13 protein-coding genes and 1 rRNA gene are annotated in these 14,375 nt (G+C 66.9%); 5 read left to right on the top strand and 9 right to left on the bottom strand.

Going from position 1 to position 14,375, the window contains the following annotated elements; all coding sequences use genetic code 11:
• Positions 1-42: 42 nt before the first annotated feature.
• Positions 43-1,839, top strand: coding sequence for a tetratricopeptide repeat protein (locus JHL17_RS06290; protein WP_200191203.1), 1,797 nt, complete (start codon positions 43-45; stop codon positions 1,837-1,839).
• A 121-nt stretch (positions 1,840-1,960) separates the two neighbouring features.
• Here JHL17_RS06290 and JHL17_RS06285 read toward each other — a convergent pair whose 3' ends face one another.
• The 6 genes from JHL17_RS06285 to JHL17_RS06260 all read right to left on the bottom strand — a co-directional run bounded on the left by JHL17_RS06285 (position 1,961) and on the right by JHL17_RS06260 (position 8,036).
• Entirely contained in the window at positions 1,961-2,419 is a 459-nt protein-coding gene (locus JHL17_RS06285; protein ID WP_200191202.1) for a cache domain-containing protein, read from the bottom strand.
• 56 nt (positions 2,420-2,475) lie between these two features.
• Positions 2,476-2,904 (bottom strand): cytochrome c-550 PedF, encoded by a 429-nt coding sequence (gene pedF, locus JHL17_RS06280; protein WP_200191201.1) that lies wholly within the window; start codon positions 2,902-2,904, stop codon positions 2,476-2,478.
• 205 nt (positions 2,905-3,109) lie between these two features.
• Positions 3,110-4,879 (bottom strand): methanol/ethanol family PQQ-dependent dehydrogenase, encoded by a 1,770-nt coding sequence (locus JHL17_RS06275; RefSeq protein ID WP_200191200.1) that lies wholly within the window; start codon positions 4,877-4,879, stop codon positions 3,110-3,112.
• Between the two features lie 223 nt (positions 4,880-5,102).
• Positions 5,103-6,059 (bottom strand): quinoprotein relay system zinc metallohydrolase 1, encoded by a 957-nt coding sequence (locus JHL17_RS06270; protein ID WP_200191199.1) that lies wholly within the window; start codon positions 6,057-6,059, stop codon positions 5,103-5,105.
• Complete coding sequence (locus JHL17_RS06265; RefSeq protein WP_200191198.1) at positions 6,056-6,922, bottom strand: quinoprotein dehydrogenase-associated SoxYZ-like carrier; 867 nt, start codon at positions 6,920-6,922, stop codon at positions 6,056-6,058. The genes JHL17_RS06270 and JHL17_RS06265 overlap by 4 nt, the downstream gene beginning before the upstream one ends.
• A gap of 235 nt (positions 6,923-7,157) precedes the next feature.
• Positions 7,158-8,036, bottom strand: coding sequence for a transporter substrate-binding domain-containing protein (locus JHL17_RS06260; protein WP_247893352.1), 879 nt, complete (start codon positions 8,034-8,036; stop codon positions 7,158-7,160).
• Positions 8,037-8,268: 232 nt separating this feature from the next.
• Here JHL17_RS06260 and JHL17_RS06255 point away from each other — a divergent pair, with 232 nt between their 5' ends.
• Genes JHL17_RS06255 through JHL17_RS06240 form a run of 4 tightly spaced genes read left to right on the top strand, consistent with a single transcriptional unit; the run spans position 8,269 to position 12,089 of the window.
• The gene (locus tag JHL17_RS06255; protein ID WP_200191196.1) at positions 8,269-9,501 is read left to right on the top strand and encodes an ABC transporter substrate-binding protein; all 1,233 of its coding nucleotides are present in this window, start codon (positions 8,269-8,271) and stop codon (positions 9,499-9,501) included.
• Positions 9,498-10,475, top strand: coding sequence for a YVTN family beta-propeller repeat protein (locus tag JHL17_RS06250; protein WP_200191195.1), 978 nt, complete (start codon positions 9,498-9,500; stop codon positions 10,473-10,475). The genes JHL17_RS06255 and JHL17_RS06250 overlap by 4 nt, the downstream gene beginning before the upstream one ends.
• 34 nt (positions 10,476-10,509) lie before the next feature.
• Positions 10,510-11,274, top strand: a complete 765-nt coding sequence (locus tag JHL17_RS06245; protein WP_200191194.1) for an ABC transporter ATP-binding protein — start codon at positions 10,510-10,512, stop codon at positions 11,272-11,274.
• Positions 11,271-12,089, top strand: a complete 819-nt coding sequence (locus JHL17_RS06240) for an ABC transporter permease (RefSeq protein WP_200191193.1) — start codon at positions 11,271-11,273, stop codon at positions 12,087-12,089. Before JHL17_RS06245 ends, JHL17_RS06240 begins: the two co-directional genes overlap by 4 nt.
• 4 nt (positions 12,090-12,093) lie before the next feature.
• On the opposite strand, the gene JHL17_RS06235 is transcribed toward JHL17_RS06240, so the two are convergent.
• The 3 genes from JHL17_RS06235 to rrf all read right to left on the bottom strand — a co-directional run bounded on the left by JHL17_RS06235 (position 12,094) and on the right by rrf (position 14,209).
• Positions 12,094-12,789 carry a 2OG-Fe(II) oxygenase gene (locus JHL17_RS06235; RefSeq protein WP_200191192.1) on the bottom strand — a complete coding sequence of 232 codons (696 nt, stop codon included), beginning with the start codon at positions 12,787-12,789 and terminating at the stop codon, positions 12,094-12,096.
• Entirely contained in the window at positions 12,789-13,877 is a 1,089-nt protein-coding gene (gene ada / locus JHL17_RS06230; protein WP_200191191.1) for a bifunctional DNA-binding transcriptional regulator/O6-methylguanine-DNA methyltransferase Ada, read from the bottom strand. The genes JHL17_RS06235 and ada overlap by 1 nt, the downstream gene beginning before the upstream one ends.
• Before the next feature lie 216 nt (positions 13,878-14,093).
• Positions 14,094-14,209: ribosomal RNA gene (gene rrf / locus JHL17_RS06225) — 5S ribosomal RNA — on the bottom strand.
• Between the last annotated feature and the right edge of the window lie 166 nt (positions 14,210-14,375).

The following is a 14,375-nucleotide window of genomic DNA, read 5'->3' as shown; positions in this document are numbered from 1 at the left end:
TCCGGGAAATGGGGGCCGCCCCGGACAGCAAGGACGTGCATCATGGACCAGATCGAGCAGACGTTGGCCGTGGCGACGGAACACCACCGCGCCGGCCGCACGGCGGAGGCCGAGCGGCTGTACCGCGACGTGCTGGACGCGTCGCCCGGCCATCCTGACGCCCTGCATCTGTTGGGGGTGATCGCCCTGCAATCCGGCCGGCCCGACGAGGCGGCGGACCGGATCGCCCAGGCGGTCGCCGGCGACGACAGCTCCCCCCTGTTCCAGGCCAATCTGGGCCATGCCCTGCACGCATCCGGTCGCCCCCGCGAGGCGGCCCTGAGCTTCGCCCGCGCCCTGACGCTGCTGACCAACGAGGGCGAGGGCTGGGGCAATGTCGGCGCCCTGGCGAACCTCATCCGCCGCTATGACGACGATATCCGCGCGGCGGCCGCCACGGAAGTCGATGCCCATTACGCCATGGGCGACGTGATGCGGCGGCAATCCCTGCTGTTCCTGCTGACCGGGGACATCGGCTATTACCGCAACCTGGTGAACACCGCGCTGGAGGATCCGCTGCGTTTCTCCGTGCCGTCCATGCATTACGCCTATTGGGGCATCGCCATGCGACTGTTCCACGGCGATGCGCGGGTGGGAGACGTCGGCGCGTTCACTCAGGGCGAATTCCGCCGCTTCTACCGCCTGCTGGTGGAGGAAACGACCCGGCGCTATGGCCTGGATGCCCGCATGCGCCGGGCTTCCCCGCGCAGCGTGGTCAAGCGGGTGGCGCTGATCACCAACCAGATGCTGGGCGAAGGGCACCAGCCGACGGCGGACGCCTTCGACTATGCCCGCCGGCTGCAGGACGACCATGGCTGCGACGTGCTGATCGTCAATCCCAACGCCATGGCGGTGGAAGGCGAGAACGGCTTCGTTCCCGAATACAGCTACAACGTCACCGAGGAATATGACGGGGAGCAGACCATTGCCGCCCGGGGGACGCAGGTCCGCATGCTGTCCTTCCCGCAGCCACGCTTCGACGAGGAAAAGCTGACCGCCATCGTCGATGCGGTTGAGCGGTTCGATCCCGACGTGATCGTAGCCTTCGGCGGGTCCAACACCGTGGCCGACCTGTTCGCCCGCACCCGCCCCGTCGTGTTCCTGCCGACCTCCAGCGGCCTGCCCCCCTCGCTCGCCACGCTTCTGCTGGGCTATGCCCCGGAGGACGATGCCGCCGGCTGGCCCGAGGAGGCGCGGGCACGCTTCCGGCCCTTCTCCTTCGGCTGGACCCTGCCCGCCGCCGGTCCTGCGCGCAGCCGTGCCGATTTCCGCCTGCCGCAGGATGGGCCGCTCTATGTCGTCGTCGGCAACCGTCTGGACCAGGAAGTCCAACCGGACTTCGTCGAGACGCTCGACCGGCTTCTCGACCGCGTTCCGGACGGGCGGATCGCCTTTGCCGGCGCGGCATCCGACCTGCCGGACCGGATCGCCGTCGCCCGCAACGCCGCGCGGATGCAGGCGTTGGGCAATGTCGACGGGATTCGCGAATTGTATGGCGTGGCGACCGTCTACCTGAACCCGCCGCGCCAGGGCGGTGGCGGCAGCGCCGCCTTCGCTCTGGCGGAGGGCCTGCCTGTGGTGACCTACGCCCAGGGCGATGTCGCCGGTATCGCCGGTCCGGCCATGACCGTCGCCGATGAGGCGAGTTTTCTGGAACGTGCCGCGGTGCTTGGACAGGATGCCGCCGCCCAATCGCAGGCGGCCGAGGCGTCACGCACCCGGTTCGCCGAGACGGCGGACCGCGCCCGGTCGGTGGAAAAGCTGCTGGACTATGCGCGCGAGGCGCAGGGGCTGTTCTGAGCCGAAGCGGCTCGGCCTCTTCCAAACAGGCTTCCGCCCGGCACCTGCATGAAGGGAACCTTCTTGCGGGTGCCGGGCGGGAAAATGCGGGAAAGCTAACGGGGTGTGACGTATCACACCGTCATTGATCGTAGGTTCCTGCCCCGACGATGTACCGGCCGTCGCGGGTGACATAGGAATGCTTGTGCTCGACCTTGTTGCTCTGGCGGTTCAGCCAGACGTAGTCGATGACGGCGTTCGGCTTCTCCTTGGTCTCGGAAATCATCGCCTGGACGATGGGCTTGCCTTCCGCGTCCTTCAAATCGGCGGCATTGGAACCGGCCAGCTTCGGATTGGCGCCGGAAGCGACGTAGCGGCCATCGGTGTCGAAGACGAAGACATAAAGTTCACCACGGCGGAAGCTGCCCTTGGGATCCTGGAAGGCCTTGGTCGCCTCGTCCGGCCCCTTGGCCTTCAGGTAGGCGACGGCATCGGCGACCAGCGACTTGGCCTGCTCGGGCGTGGCATGGTCGGCGGCGAGTACGGGAGCGGCCAACAGGGATGCCGCGACGGCGACCAGGGATGCGGTTCTGCGAATCATGGATGACCACCTTGGAAGAGAAGAGTGGAAGGGAAGAGCCGATGATCCGGCCGCGGTCATTCCTCGTGGACGGTTTCCAGCCAGGAGCGGATCGACCACAGCGCCTCCTGCCCCAGCGCATCGCCGAACTTGGGCATATAGGTCACGCCGTTGCGGATCGAGCCGTTGGTGACGCGCTCCTTGAACCACTCGTCGCCGGCGTCGCCCTTCTCCAGATAGCGCAGGTCGGGGGCGATGCCGCCGGACACCGCGCCCAGCCCATGGCACCGCGCGCAGTTCTGGTTGAAGGCCGACGCACCGATCTCGATCGCCCGTGCGTTGCCACGGTAGGGGTTGCTGTCCCGCCATGCGTCGCCCAGCTTGTCCAGCCCGGTGGTGTCGACCGGCTGCGGAACGACATCGCCATGGGCGAAAACCAAACCGGGGAGAGCGACGGCACCGATCAGGCCAACGGCGGCTGCGAGACGAATGATCCGTTGATTCATGAGATGAACGTTCCCTCTGTTTCTAGCCGTCCTGCGGCTTTTGCTTCGCATGAGCAGACGTTATCAGCAGTGGGCCGTACAAATAATTGGACTATGGTAGGACAGAACCCGAATATCAGTGAGAATGACTGCGCAAGACGCAGGCGCGAGAAAGGGCGGGCCGGATTCCTCCGGCCCGCCCGCTTCCACTTGGCCGCTCTTGCGGTCAGGCCTTCGGCAGCTTGAACACCCAGAGCGAGCCGCCCTGGTTGATGTCCTTCACCAGCTTGGCGACGTCGCCACCCCACAGCGGCACCGCACCGCCCCAGCCGGAGACGACGGCGACATACTGCTCGCCATCCATCTTCCAGGTGACCGGGCTGCCGACGACGCCGGAGCCGGTCTGGAACTTCCAGACCTCCTGGCCGGACTTGGCGTCGAACGCCTTCAGATAGCCTTCCGGCGTTCCGGTGAAGACCAGGTTGCCGGCGGTGGTCAGGACGCCGCCCCACAGCGGGGCCGGGTTCTTGTATTCCCAGACGATCTTGCCGGTCTTTGGATCGACGGCGCGGAGCGCGCCGATGTAATCGTCATACAGCGGCTTGATGGTGAAGCCGGCGCCGAGATAGGCCGCGCCCTTCTTGTAGGTGATCGGCTCGTTCCAGATGTCCATGCCCCACTCGTTGGCCGGGACATAGAACAGCTCGGTCTGCGGGTTGTAGGCCATCGGCATCCAGTTCTTCGCGCCCAGGAAGGCGGGGGCGGAGAAGACCGATTTGCCCTTGGCGTCATGCGCATCGGCGGTCGCCGGGGCGCCGGGCCGGTTGTCGTCGTTGTAGATCGGGCGGCCGGTCTCGATGTCGATGCCCTTGGCCCAGGTGATCTTGGTGACGAACGGCGAGGCGTTGATCAGCTTACCGTTGGTGCGGTCGATGACGTAGAAGAAGCCGTTGCGGTCGGCCTTGCCGCCGGCCTTGATGACCTTGCCGTCCTTCTTAAGGTCGAAGGACACGAACTCGTTCACGCCGTCGAAGTCCCAGCCGTCATGCGGCGTGGTCTGGTAATGCCACTTGATCTCGCCATTGTCCGGATCGATGGCCAGCGTGGAGGAGGTATAGAGGTTGTCGCCCGGACGCAGGTGCGAGTTCCAGGGCGCCGGGTTGCCGGTGCCGAAGAACAGCGTCTTGGTTTCCGGATCGTAGGTACCGCCCAGCCAGGTGGCGCCGCCGCCGGTCTTGTACATGTCGCCCGGCCAGCTGGCGTTGATCTTGCCGGTGACGGTCGACTCCTTGCCATTCAGCGTGCCGACGTTGCCTTCGATGGTCGGGCGCTGCCAGACCAGCTCGCCGGTTTCGGCATCGCGGGCCTCGACCATGCCAATCACGCCGAACTCGCCGCCGGAATTGCCGGTGATGATCTTGCCGTCGATGATCAGCGGGGCGGCGGTGTTGGAATAGCCGTCCTTGTATTCCTGGAGCTTCTTGTTCCACACCACCTTGCCGGTCTCGCGGTTCAGCGCGACGAGGCGGGCGTCCAGCGTGGCGAAATAGATCTTGTCCTTATAGATCGCGGCGCCACGGTTGACCACATCGCAGCAGGGCATGATGCCGTCGGGCAGGCGGTGGTTGTATTCCCACTTCTTGTGGCCGGTGCGGGCATCGACCGCATAGAGGCGGGAGTAGGACCCGGTGACGTAGATGGTGCCGTCATAGATGATGGGCTGGGCTTCCTGCCCGCGCTGCTTCTCGCCGCCGAAGGAGAAGGACCAGACCGGGACCAGCTTCTTGACGGTGTCGGCGTTCAGGTCGGTCAGCGGGCTGAAACGCTGGGCCTGCGGCCCCATGCCGTAGGTCAGGACCGCTTCGGTGTTGGTGGCGCTCTTCAGCAGATCGTCGCTGGACGGGCCGGCGGAGGGGGCGTCGGCGGCCAGGACGCCGGTGGCGCTGAACGCGATCAGCGAGGCTGCCAGGGCAAGACTTGTAACCAGGCGCTTCATATGCGGTTGCCTCCCAAAACTGATGATGACGGCACCGCCCGGGCAAGAGCTGTCCGTTGCCACCGGACGGGCGGGTCCGGCGGGCGAACGGAATCAGGGCGGCTTTTCAAGCTTTTGGCGGCCGAAGGGACCGCGTCGCTTTACGGTATCGGCAGTGTAGACGGATGATCGGCGGGGTAAATTGTCGGATAGTAGCAGGCGTAAGCGTCAGTTTCCCTTCGCCTCAATTGACTCGCGGCAGGCTGGACTGCTCGATCTTCGGCCAGAGATGGGCGACCGAGCGGCGATACTCTTCCCGCAGCACGTCCAGCATTTGGAACCGCTCGGGAATCGGCAGGTCCAGCGCTTCCGCCATGTCGAGGCCGGAGTCCGCGGCGTGACGCAGCGTGCCGTCCAGCCAGGTCAGCCAATCGCGGGTCTGGGCGACGCAAGCCTTGTCGGGACGGATATGCCCATGGTTTGGCACCAGCAGCCGGATATCCAGCGCATCGACCGCGTCCAGTTCCTTCAGCCAGTCGGCGACGCTGGCATGGGGCGTCGTCGGGGTGCGGTCGCAGAACACGACCCCGCCGGCGAACAGCACCCCGGTCGATTCGTCCAGGATCATCAGGTCGGCGGCGGTGTGGCCGCTCAGCGGGATCAGCCGCAGGCGATGCTCGCCGAACTTCACGGTCGATCCATAGACCGGCTCCGTCGGCACCGTCACCTCGGTCCCGCGCATCCAGTCGCCGACCAGCCGGTACATGTTCTCGGCGATGCCGCTGCCTTCCTCCTGGATGCCGGCGATGGTGCCGGGCAACGCCGCGAGAGGCACGTCGGCGAAGGCCTGGGATCCCAGCCAGTAATCGGGGTGCAGATTGCTGATGAACACCTTGCGGACCGGCTTGTCGGTGACCTTGCGGATGGCCGCGCGCATCTCCTCGCCATAGCGGCGGGACGGGCCGGTCTGGATGACGATCACCCCGTCGGCGGTGACGATGAAGCCGGAATTCAGGATGTTGCCGCCGTTGGTCCGGGTGAAATGCTTGGTCGAGCCTTCGAAGACATAGGTGTCGGGGGCGATCGGCGTCGGCTTCAGATCGTAGGCCAGCGACCCGGCGGCCCGTGCCGCACCGGCCGTCACACCAGTGGCAAGGATGGCGGCGGTCAGCGCCAGCCAGCGCAGGAACGGCCTGCTCATTGCCCGACACTCCACGGCTGCTCGGCGGGCTTCGGCGACATCGCCGGCCTCATCGCCGGTTTGCTACCGGGCGGCGGCATCGGGATGGTCGCGCGGATCTCGCCGCCCTGGTTGTCCCGGCCGCGCAGCACCAGCGCGGTGGCGTCCGGCGGCGGACGGAGGTCCAGCGAATAGACCGGATTCTCCGACACCGGCTCCAGGCTGTCGATCCGCGCCAGCGCGGGCGAACCGCCGGGAGTCTGCGCCTCGACCTGCAAGGTCTCGACGAAATAGGCGGGGATTCCATCGACGAGGCCGGTGTCGTTGGGATGGCGGATGCGCAGCCGCAGCCGCGCCACCCCCTCCGGGTCCGCCGGCCACAACCGGGCCTGCACCTCACCGACATGGTCGGCCCAATCCTTCTGGGCGTAGGAGGTCGGCGGCGCACTGCATCCTCCGCCCGCCGCATCGACCAGCACGCCGGAGACATGCCAGACCCCGTCGGCGGTCCGCGCCGCCCCGCGCAGGGCGGTCGCCTGCTGGATCTTGATGCGGGTGGCGATATAGGGCGCCGCGGTGCCGGGATGATAGCGCAGCACCAGCGGAAAGGGATTGAGGTCGGCAATCGCCACCATCTCCACCACCCGCCCCAGCGCCGTGGCATCGACGGAGATCGGCACCGCGCGCGTATCCTCCGCCGCCGCGGGGGCGGTGACCTTGACCGCGGTATCGAAAACGACCGGCGCCCCGGCGAAATACTGGTCGCGCAACGCCTCCCACATCACGGAGTTCAGCGGATCGGACGGAGAGCCTGCGGCGAGTGCGGGGGAAGCGACGGCGAACATCGCACCGGCGAGTCCCATATGGCGCAGCGCGTATCTCATCCACCCCTCCCGACCGGAAGAAGCGAGCTGACGGCTTCCAACTTGGCCACATTCGTTATTCGGCCGTCATCCCCGCGAAGGCGGGGACCCAGGCGTTCTCTGCCGGAAATCAGCGGGTCAGCTGGATTCCCGCCTTCGCGGGAATGACGGCCGAGAGAAGCTGTCGTTTCATTCCAGTGGCATCGCTCGCGAGCCATGAAACACCTTCGCAGTGCGTACGCAGGGTCGGACGCTCTCACTCCACCAGCGGCGGCGGCGTGTGGGTGACGCCGTAGGCGGTGAAGATCCTCGCCATCGTTCCATCCTCGGTCAGGGCCGCCACCGCGTCGCCGATGCTGTAGGCGAGATCGCGGGAATTCTCCTTGGTCGCCATGCCGATGTTCCAGCTGGAGGTCATCATGCCCGGCAGGGTCACGGTGGTGACCGGAAACTGTTCCACCCGCGCGCCGAGCGCCGCCTGCACCTGGCTCAGCGGTGCCAGCACCGCCGCGGCCTCGCCGGAGGTCAGCTTGTCGATGGCGGCCTCGGGCGTCGGGCAGTGGATGATGCGGCTGCGCAGCCGCCCGCCCTGCAAACCCAGCAGGAAGAAGTCGGGAACGCTGTCGATCTCCACCGCGATCGGCTCGTCCGGCAGGGTCGCCAGCACGGCGGAGCGCACCCGCTGCGGGTCGCGGGCCAGGGCGAAGACCTCCTGATGATAGGGGCCGAACAGCACCGCTTCCGGGTTCATCAGGCCGAAGCGCTTGTCGTAGGGGATGTGCATCATGATGTCGGCCAGCTCACCGCCGAACAGGCTGCCGCGCCACACCGCGACCCGCAGGTCGTCCGACACCGTCTCTCCGGGGATCTGCTCGTAGATGTCGGCCCTGACGCCGAGCTTCTCCGCAATCGCCCGGGCGAGATCGACGTCGATGCCGACCAGTTTGCCGTCGCGCTGGAAGGAGAAGGGCGGGAAATCGCGATAGACCGCCACCCGCAAACGGCCGCGCTCCACCACCTCGTCCAGCGGCCGGGCGGCGGCGGCCCGCGGATAGCCAAGGGCGGATGCAATCCCGACGGTTGCACAGCTGGCGGCCAATCCGGACAGGAATCGGCGGCGGGTCACGGTCGCCATGGCAGGTCCCGGCAGTGATGGGTTCCTCATGGAACGGGCAGCCAGGATAGTCACCACTCCGCCATGCCAATAATTGGACTTTCGTACAAGACGGACGGCCCGCCACCAGGCCGCCCGCCGCTTTGCCGGCACCGCTCCTGCCTCGGCCTGTCCATCCTTCCATAGTCGCATTCCGAAGTCGGGATTCGCCCGATAGGCTGCACTCCAAACTGTTGGCCTTCCGACGGATATGATGACAACGACCCGCCTGCCCCACCTTCTCCACAGCGTGTCGCTGGCGGCACTCGGTGCCGTCCTGCTGGCCGGCACGCCGGGCGTTGGCGCCGCTGCACAGCCCCTTCCGCAGACCGTGGGCGAAATCCGCATCGGTTTCCTGTCGCAGACGCCCGAACCGCCACCCTCCGTCGCCGATCCCGCCGAGCCGGCCGCCGACGACGGGCTGGCCGGCGCGGCATTGGCCATCGCCGACAACAACACGACCGGCAAGTTCCTGAAGCAATCCTTCGTGCTCGACAGCGTGGAGGTGGCGCCGGATGGCGACGCCGCCACGGCCCTACGCGAATTGGCCGGCCGCGGCGACCGCTTCGTCATCGTCGATGCGCCCGGCGCTACGGTGGAGGCGCTGTCGAAGCTGCCGGAGGCGCGCAACCTGCTGCTGCTGAACGCCACTGCGCCCGACGACGCTTTGCGCGGCGGCGGCTGCGCGCCCAACCTCGTGCATGTGGCGCCCAGCCGGGCGATGCTGGCCGATGCGCTGGGGCAATATCTGGTGAAGAAGCGCTGGCCGCGCTGGTTCCTGGTCACCGGCCGCCGGCCGGAGGACAAGCTGTATGCCGATGCGATCCGCCGCGCCGCCAAGCGCTTCGGTGGCCAGATCGTGGCGGAGAAGGACTGGACGGCCGAAAGCGACGTCAACCGCACGGCGGAATCGGAAATCCCGGTCTTCACCCAGACCAAGGCCTATGACGTGCTGGTCGTCGCCGACGAGGTCGGGGAATTCGGCGATTACCTGTCCTACCGCACCGCCGATCCGCGCCCGGTCGCCGGCACCCAGGGGCTGGTTCCCACCGTCTGGCACCGCACCCACGAGCAATGGGGCGCGGCACAGCTGCAATCCCGCTTCAAGGCGTCGGCCAAGCGCCCGATGACGGCACGCGACCACAATGACTGGACTGCCGTCCGCGTGGTGGGCGAAGCGGCCGCCCGTGCCCGCACCGCCGATCCCGATCGTCTGATCGCCTTCATCCAGTCGCCCGATTTCACCATGTCCGCCTTCCGCGGCGCACCGCTCAGCCTGCGGCCCTGGGACGGCCAGCTGCGCCAGCCCGTGCTGCTGGCCGCCGACCGCTCGCTGGTGTCGGTGTCGCCGCAGGAAGGGTTCCTACATCCGCGGACCGAACTGGACAGCCTGGGCTACGACCAACCGGAAACGCTCTGCAAGACGCGAGGAAAGACCACGCCATGACCGCCTCCCGCTCCACCGGCATATCCTTAGCCGCCCTGGTCGCCACCCTTCTGGCATCGGCCGCCTCGGCCCAGACCATCTATGTGTCGAACGAGAAGGACAACACGCTGTCGGTGATCGACGGCAAGTCCATGGCGGTCACCGATACGATCAAGGTCGGCAAGCGTCCGCGCGGCATCACCCTGTCGAAGGACGGGACCCAGCTGTTCATCTGCGCCAGCGACGACCATGCGGTGCAGGTCCTCGATCTCGCCAGCAAGAAGATCGTCCACAACCTGCCGTCGGGCGAAGATCCCGAACAGTTCGCCCTCAGCCCCGACGGCAAGAGCCTGTTCATCGCCAACGAGGACAGCAACATCGTCACCGTGGTCGACGTGCCGACGCGCAAGGTCGCCTTCCAGGTCGATGTCGGGGTGGAGCCGGAGGGGATGGATGTCAGCCCCGACGGCCGATGGGGCGTCAACACCTCCGAGACCACCAGCATGGTCCATTGGATCGACATGGAAAAGCGCGCAGTGGTCGACAACACGCTGGTCGGCCCCCGTCCCCGCTATGCCCAATTCACCAAGGACGGATCGCAGCTGTGGGTCTCGTCCGAGATCGGCGGCACCGTCAGCGTCATCGACACCGCCACCCGCCAGGTCAAGAAGGTCGTCGACTTCCACATCAAGGGCGTCGCCAAGGACCGCATCCAGCCGGTGGGGGTCAAGCTGACCGACGACGGCCGCTATGCCTTCGTGGCACTCGGTCCGGCCAACCATGTCGCGGTGGTGGATGCCAAGACCTTCGAGGTGAAGGACTACCTGCTCGTCGGTCGTCGCGTCTGGCAGTTGGCCCTGACGCCGGACCAGAAGACGCTCTACACCACCAACGGGGTCAGCGGCGACGTTTCGGTAATCGACGTCGACGGCCTGAAGGTGACCAAGTCGGTCAAGGTCGGCCGCTATCCCTGGGGCGTGGCGGTCAAGGGCTGAAACGATGACGGGCGGAGGCAGCGGAGGTGGCGGAATGACGGTGCCGGCATTGGAGGTCGACGGACTTCGCCACGGCTATGGCGGGAACCGTCTTGCGCTGGAGGGTGTCGGCTTCCGCGTGATGCCCGGTGCCTTCACCTGCCTGCTCGGCCCCAACGGGGCCGGGAAGAGCACGCTGTTCGCGCTCGCCACCGGCCTGCTGCGGCCGACCGCCGGGCAGGTGCGCATCCACGGCCACGACATCGTGCAGGCGTCGGGCGACGCGCTGGCCGGGCTGGGCGTGGTGTTCCAGCAACCGACTCTCGACCTCGACCTGACGGTGCTTCAGAACCTGCGCTACTTCGCGGCGCTGCACGGCATCGGCCGGCGCGACGCCGACCGGCGAATCGAGTCGGAGCTCACCCGGCTGTCGCTGTTCGAACGACGGGGGGAAAAAATCCGCGCGCTGAACGGCGGCCATCGCCGACGGGTGGAGATCGCCCGCGCCCTGCTGCACCGCCCGACCCTGCTGCTGCTGGACGAACCGACCGTCGGGCTGGACATCCCCGCCCGGCGCACGCTGATCCGCCATGTCCACGCGCTGTGCGCGGAGGACGGCATCGCCGTGCTGTGGGCCACCCATTTGATCGACGAGATCGATCCCGCCACCGACCATGTGGTGGTTCTGCATCGCGGCCGGGTGCGCGCAAGCGGACCGGTCGCCGTGGTGAATGCCGAGGCCGGCTGCGCCAACGTGGCCGAGAGCTTCGACCGGCTGACCGCAGCCAATCCAGCGGCCGACATGGAGGTCGCGGCATGACCAATCGGCAACTCGGGACCTGGGGGATCGCCTTCCGCGGCATCGTCCTGCGCGAGGTGCTGCGCTTCGTCCATCAGCGCGAACGCTTTCTCGGCGCGCTGGTCCGTCCGCTGGTCTGGCTGTTCGTCTTCGCGGCGGGGTTCCGGGCGGCGCTCGGCATCGCCATCATCCCGCCCTACGAGACTTACATCCCCTACGAAGTCTACATCGTGCCGGGACTGATCGGCATGATCCAGCTGTTCAACGGCATGCAGGGTTCGCTGTCGATGGTCTACGACCGTGAGATGGGCAGCATGCGCATCCTGCTGACCAGCCCGCTGCCCCGCGCCTTCCTGCTGGTGGCGCGGCTGCTGGGCGGAGTGGTGGTGTCGGTTCTGCAGGTGGCGGCCTTCCTGCTGATCGTCAGGCTCTACGGCATCAATCTTCCGGTCTGGGCGCCGCTGACGGTGCTGCCGGCCCTGCTGCTGAACGGGCTGATGCTTGGGGCTCTCGGCATGGTCCTGGCCTCCACCATCCGTCAGCTGGAGAATTTCGCCGGGGTGATGAACTTCGTCGTCTTCCCTCTCTTCTTCCTCTCCTCCGCCCTCTACCCGCTTTACCGCATGGAGGAGGCCGGGCCGCTGCTGTGGTGGCTGTGCAGTATCAACCCCTTCACCCATGGGGTGGAGCTGATCCGCTTCGCGCTCCATGGCCGGATCGACGGGCTGGCGCTGGCGGTCGTCACCGGCGCCACCCTGCTGTTCGCGGCTCTGGCGGTGCGCGGCTATTCACCTGCGCGTGGCATGGGATCGCGGGCCCCGTCGGCTGCGGGATGACGCCTCACGCCCCGTCGTGGAAGATGATGCCCAGCGTATGACGCGCACCCGACCGTACCGGGCTGACACCATGGCGATGCCGGACGCGATAGGTGCCCCGGGTGCCTTGGACCGGGCGCTGGTCCACCGCGAAGATCACCGCCTCTCCCAGAGCCAGCGGCACCACGGTGGCACGAGATTGCATGCGCGGACGCTGCTCGGTCAGGACGAATTCTCCACCGCTGAATTTCGATCCCGGCGCCGACAGCAGGATGGCGACCTGCAACGGAAACACCGTTTCGCCATACAGGTCCTGATGCAGGCAGTTGTAATCGCCGGGACCATATTTCAGCAGCAGCGGCGTGGGACGCGTCTGTCCCGCGGCATGGCAGCGCTCCAGAAAATCCGCATGGTCCGCCGGATAACGGGTATCGAGTTCCATCGCTTCGGCCCATCGGTTGGCAACCGGCGCCAACCGCCGGTAAAGCGGTCCGCGCAAGGCCGCGATCGGTTCAGGCAGCGGGTGGGCGAAGTATTTGTATTCGCCCTTGCCGAACCCATGCCTCTCCATCACCACCCGACTGCGGAAAGGGGTGTCCTGCTCATAGAGCCCGGCCAGTGCCCCGCAGGTCTCGCCATCCAGCAGCGGCCCCGCGACGGCATGGCCCACCGAATCCAGTTCCGCTTCGATCCGCAGCCAGTCCAGCTGTTCCAGCACCATCACTGCACCGCCTCCTTGCGCTCACGGTCCAGCAGATCCCGCTTGCGCTCCACACCCCAGCGATACCCCGATAGACCGCCATCCGAGCGCACCACCCGATGGCAGGGGATCGCCACCGCCAGCGGATTGGCGCCACAGGCCCGCGCCACTGCCCGCACCGCCGCCGGCTCGCCGATGGCGCCAGCGACCTCGGCATAGCTGGCGGTCCGTCCGGCCGGGATGGCGCGCAACGCCTGCCACACCCGCTGCTGAAAGGCGGTGCCGCCGATGTCCAACGGCAAGGCAAGTCCGGTACTCGGCGCCTCGACGAAGCCCACCACCTGCGCCACGGTCGCCTCGAAGTCCGCATCGCCGCCGATCAGTTCGGCTTTGGGAAAACGGTCCTCTAGATCACGGAGCAGCATGTCGGGATCGTCGCCCAGCAGGATGGCGCACACCCCGCGCTCGGTGGCTGCGACCAGAACCGAGCCGAGCGAACAAACCCCGAGCGCGAAACGGATGGTCTCACCCATTCCGCCCTTACGATAGCTGGTCGGCGTCATCCCCAGCCGCGCGCCCGCGGTCTCGTAGAAGCGCCCGGAGGAACCATAGCCGGCCTCATAGATCGCCTCGGTCACGCTGCCTGCCTGCTGCAAGGCGCCGGCGACACGGGCTGCCCGGCTGGCCTGGACATAGGCACGCGGGGTGACTCCGGTCGCCTGTTTGAAGATACGGTGGAAATGATGCGGGCTCATTTCCACCGCCGCGGCAAGGTCCTCCAGCAGCGGCGCCTCCTCCGCTTCCTCGATCAGCCGGCAGGCACGGGCGACCGCCTCGGCCCGGCGGTCGCTTTGACTTGGCCCATCGGGCCGGCAGCGTTTGCAGGGCCGGAACCCGGCCTGCTCCGCCTCGGCATTCGTGGCATAGAAGACGACATTCTCCGGCCGGGCCGGCCGGGCGGCACAGCTCGGACGGCAATAGACCCCGGTGCTGCGGACGGCATAAACGAACCGCCCGTCAGAGGCAGGGTCGCGGCGGCGCAGTGCGTCCCAGTTTTCCGTTTCGGCACTGGTTGCTTCAGGGGCGGAAGTGTCGAGTGCGACCGTCATGTGTCCCTCTCCCGGCAAGAACCCTACAGGGTTCGTGGTGCGATGAGGAAGCAATGTGGACCACAAGACAGGATCACACACTCCGGCGCTTGCTTTCGAATTTCCGGCATAGAAACGAACACACGAACGCCCCGGCTCATGTGAGCCGGGGCGTTCGCGATGTCAGTGAAGATGCAAGCATGAGCTTCGTTATGGAGCGTCTCTTGAGCCTGAGTGACCTGGCGGCGACCTACTCTCCCACGTCTTAAGACGCAGTACCATTGGCGCGGAGGCTTTTCACGGCCGAGTTCGGGATGGGATCGGGTGTTTGACACCTCGCCATGACCACCAGGTCACCAAGGCTCAAGACCGACGCTCCGTTCCGAAGCCTATGCTTGTTCAGTGCAAGTGAGGTGAGGAGATATCGAACGGCTGTGCGCTGGTCAAGCCCTGCTTTGGAGCAGGCTTGCTGCTGCGCATGGCGCGGTTATGTGTGGTGTCGAGATCAAGCCGATCGAG

This window comes from Azospirillum endophyticum (assembly GCF_016595245.1).
Taxonomy (GTDB): Bacteria; Pseudomonadota; Alphaproteobacteria; order Azospirillales; family Azospirillaceae; genus Azospirillum; species Azospirillum endophyticum.
This window is presented reverse-complemented; position numbering and strand designations above follow the sequence as displayed.

Bases quoted from the DNA above. Each gene is read 5' to 3' on its own strand.
- JHL17_RS06245 (WP_200191194.1), top strand. From the start codon at position 10,510: ATGACGGTGCCGGCATTGGAGGTCGACGGACTTCGCCACGGCTATGGC.
- JHL17_RS06270 (WP_200191199.1), bottom strand. From the start codon at position 6,059: ATGAGCAGGCCGTTCCTGCGCTGGCTGGCGCTGACCGCCGCCATCCTT.
- JHL17_RS06260 (WP_247893352.1), bottom strand. From the start codon at position 8,036: ATGGCGACCGTGACCCGCCGCCGATTCCTGTCCGGATTGGCCGCCAGC.
- JHL17_RS06290 (WP_200191203.1), top strand. From the start codon at position 43: ATGGACCAGATCGAGCAGACGTTGGCCGTGGCGACGGAACACCACCGC.
- JHL17_RS06275 (WP_200191200.1), bottom strand. From the start codon at position 4,879: ATGAAGCGCCTGGTTACAAGTCTTGCCCTGGCAGCCTCGCTGATCGCG.
- JHL17_RS06240 (WP_200191193.1), top strand. From the start codon at position 11,271: ATGACCAATCGGCAACTCGGGACCTGGGGGATCGCCTTCCGCGGCATC.
- JHL17_RS06250 (WP_200191195.1), top strand. From the start codon at position 9,498: ATGACCGCCTCCCGCTCCACCGGCATATCCTTAGCCGCCCTGGTCGCC.
- ada (WP_200191191.1), bottom strand. From the start codon at position 13,877: ATGACGGTCGCACTCGACACTTCCGCCCCTGAAGCAACCAGTGCCGAA.
- JHL17_RS06265 (WP_200191198.1), bottom strand. From the start codon at position 6,922: ATGAGATACGCGCTGCGCCATATGGGACTCGCCGGTGCGATGTTCGCC.
- JHL17_RS06235 (WP_200191192.1), bottom strand. From the start codon at position 12,789: ATGGTGCTGGAACAGCTGGACTGGCTGCGGATCGAAGCGGAACTGGAT.
- pedF (WP_200191201.1), bottom strand. From the start codon at position 2,904: ATGAATCAACGGATCATTCGTCTCGCAGCCGCCGTTGGCCTGATCGGT.
- JHL17_RS06285 (WP_200191202.1), bottom strand. From the start codon at position 2,419: ATGATTCGCAGAACCGCATCCCTGGTCGCCGTCGCGGCATCCCTGTTG.
- JHL17_RS06255 (WP_200191196.1), top strand. From the start codon at position 8,269: ATGACAACGACCCGCCTGCCCCACCTTCTCCACAGCGTGTCGCTGGCG.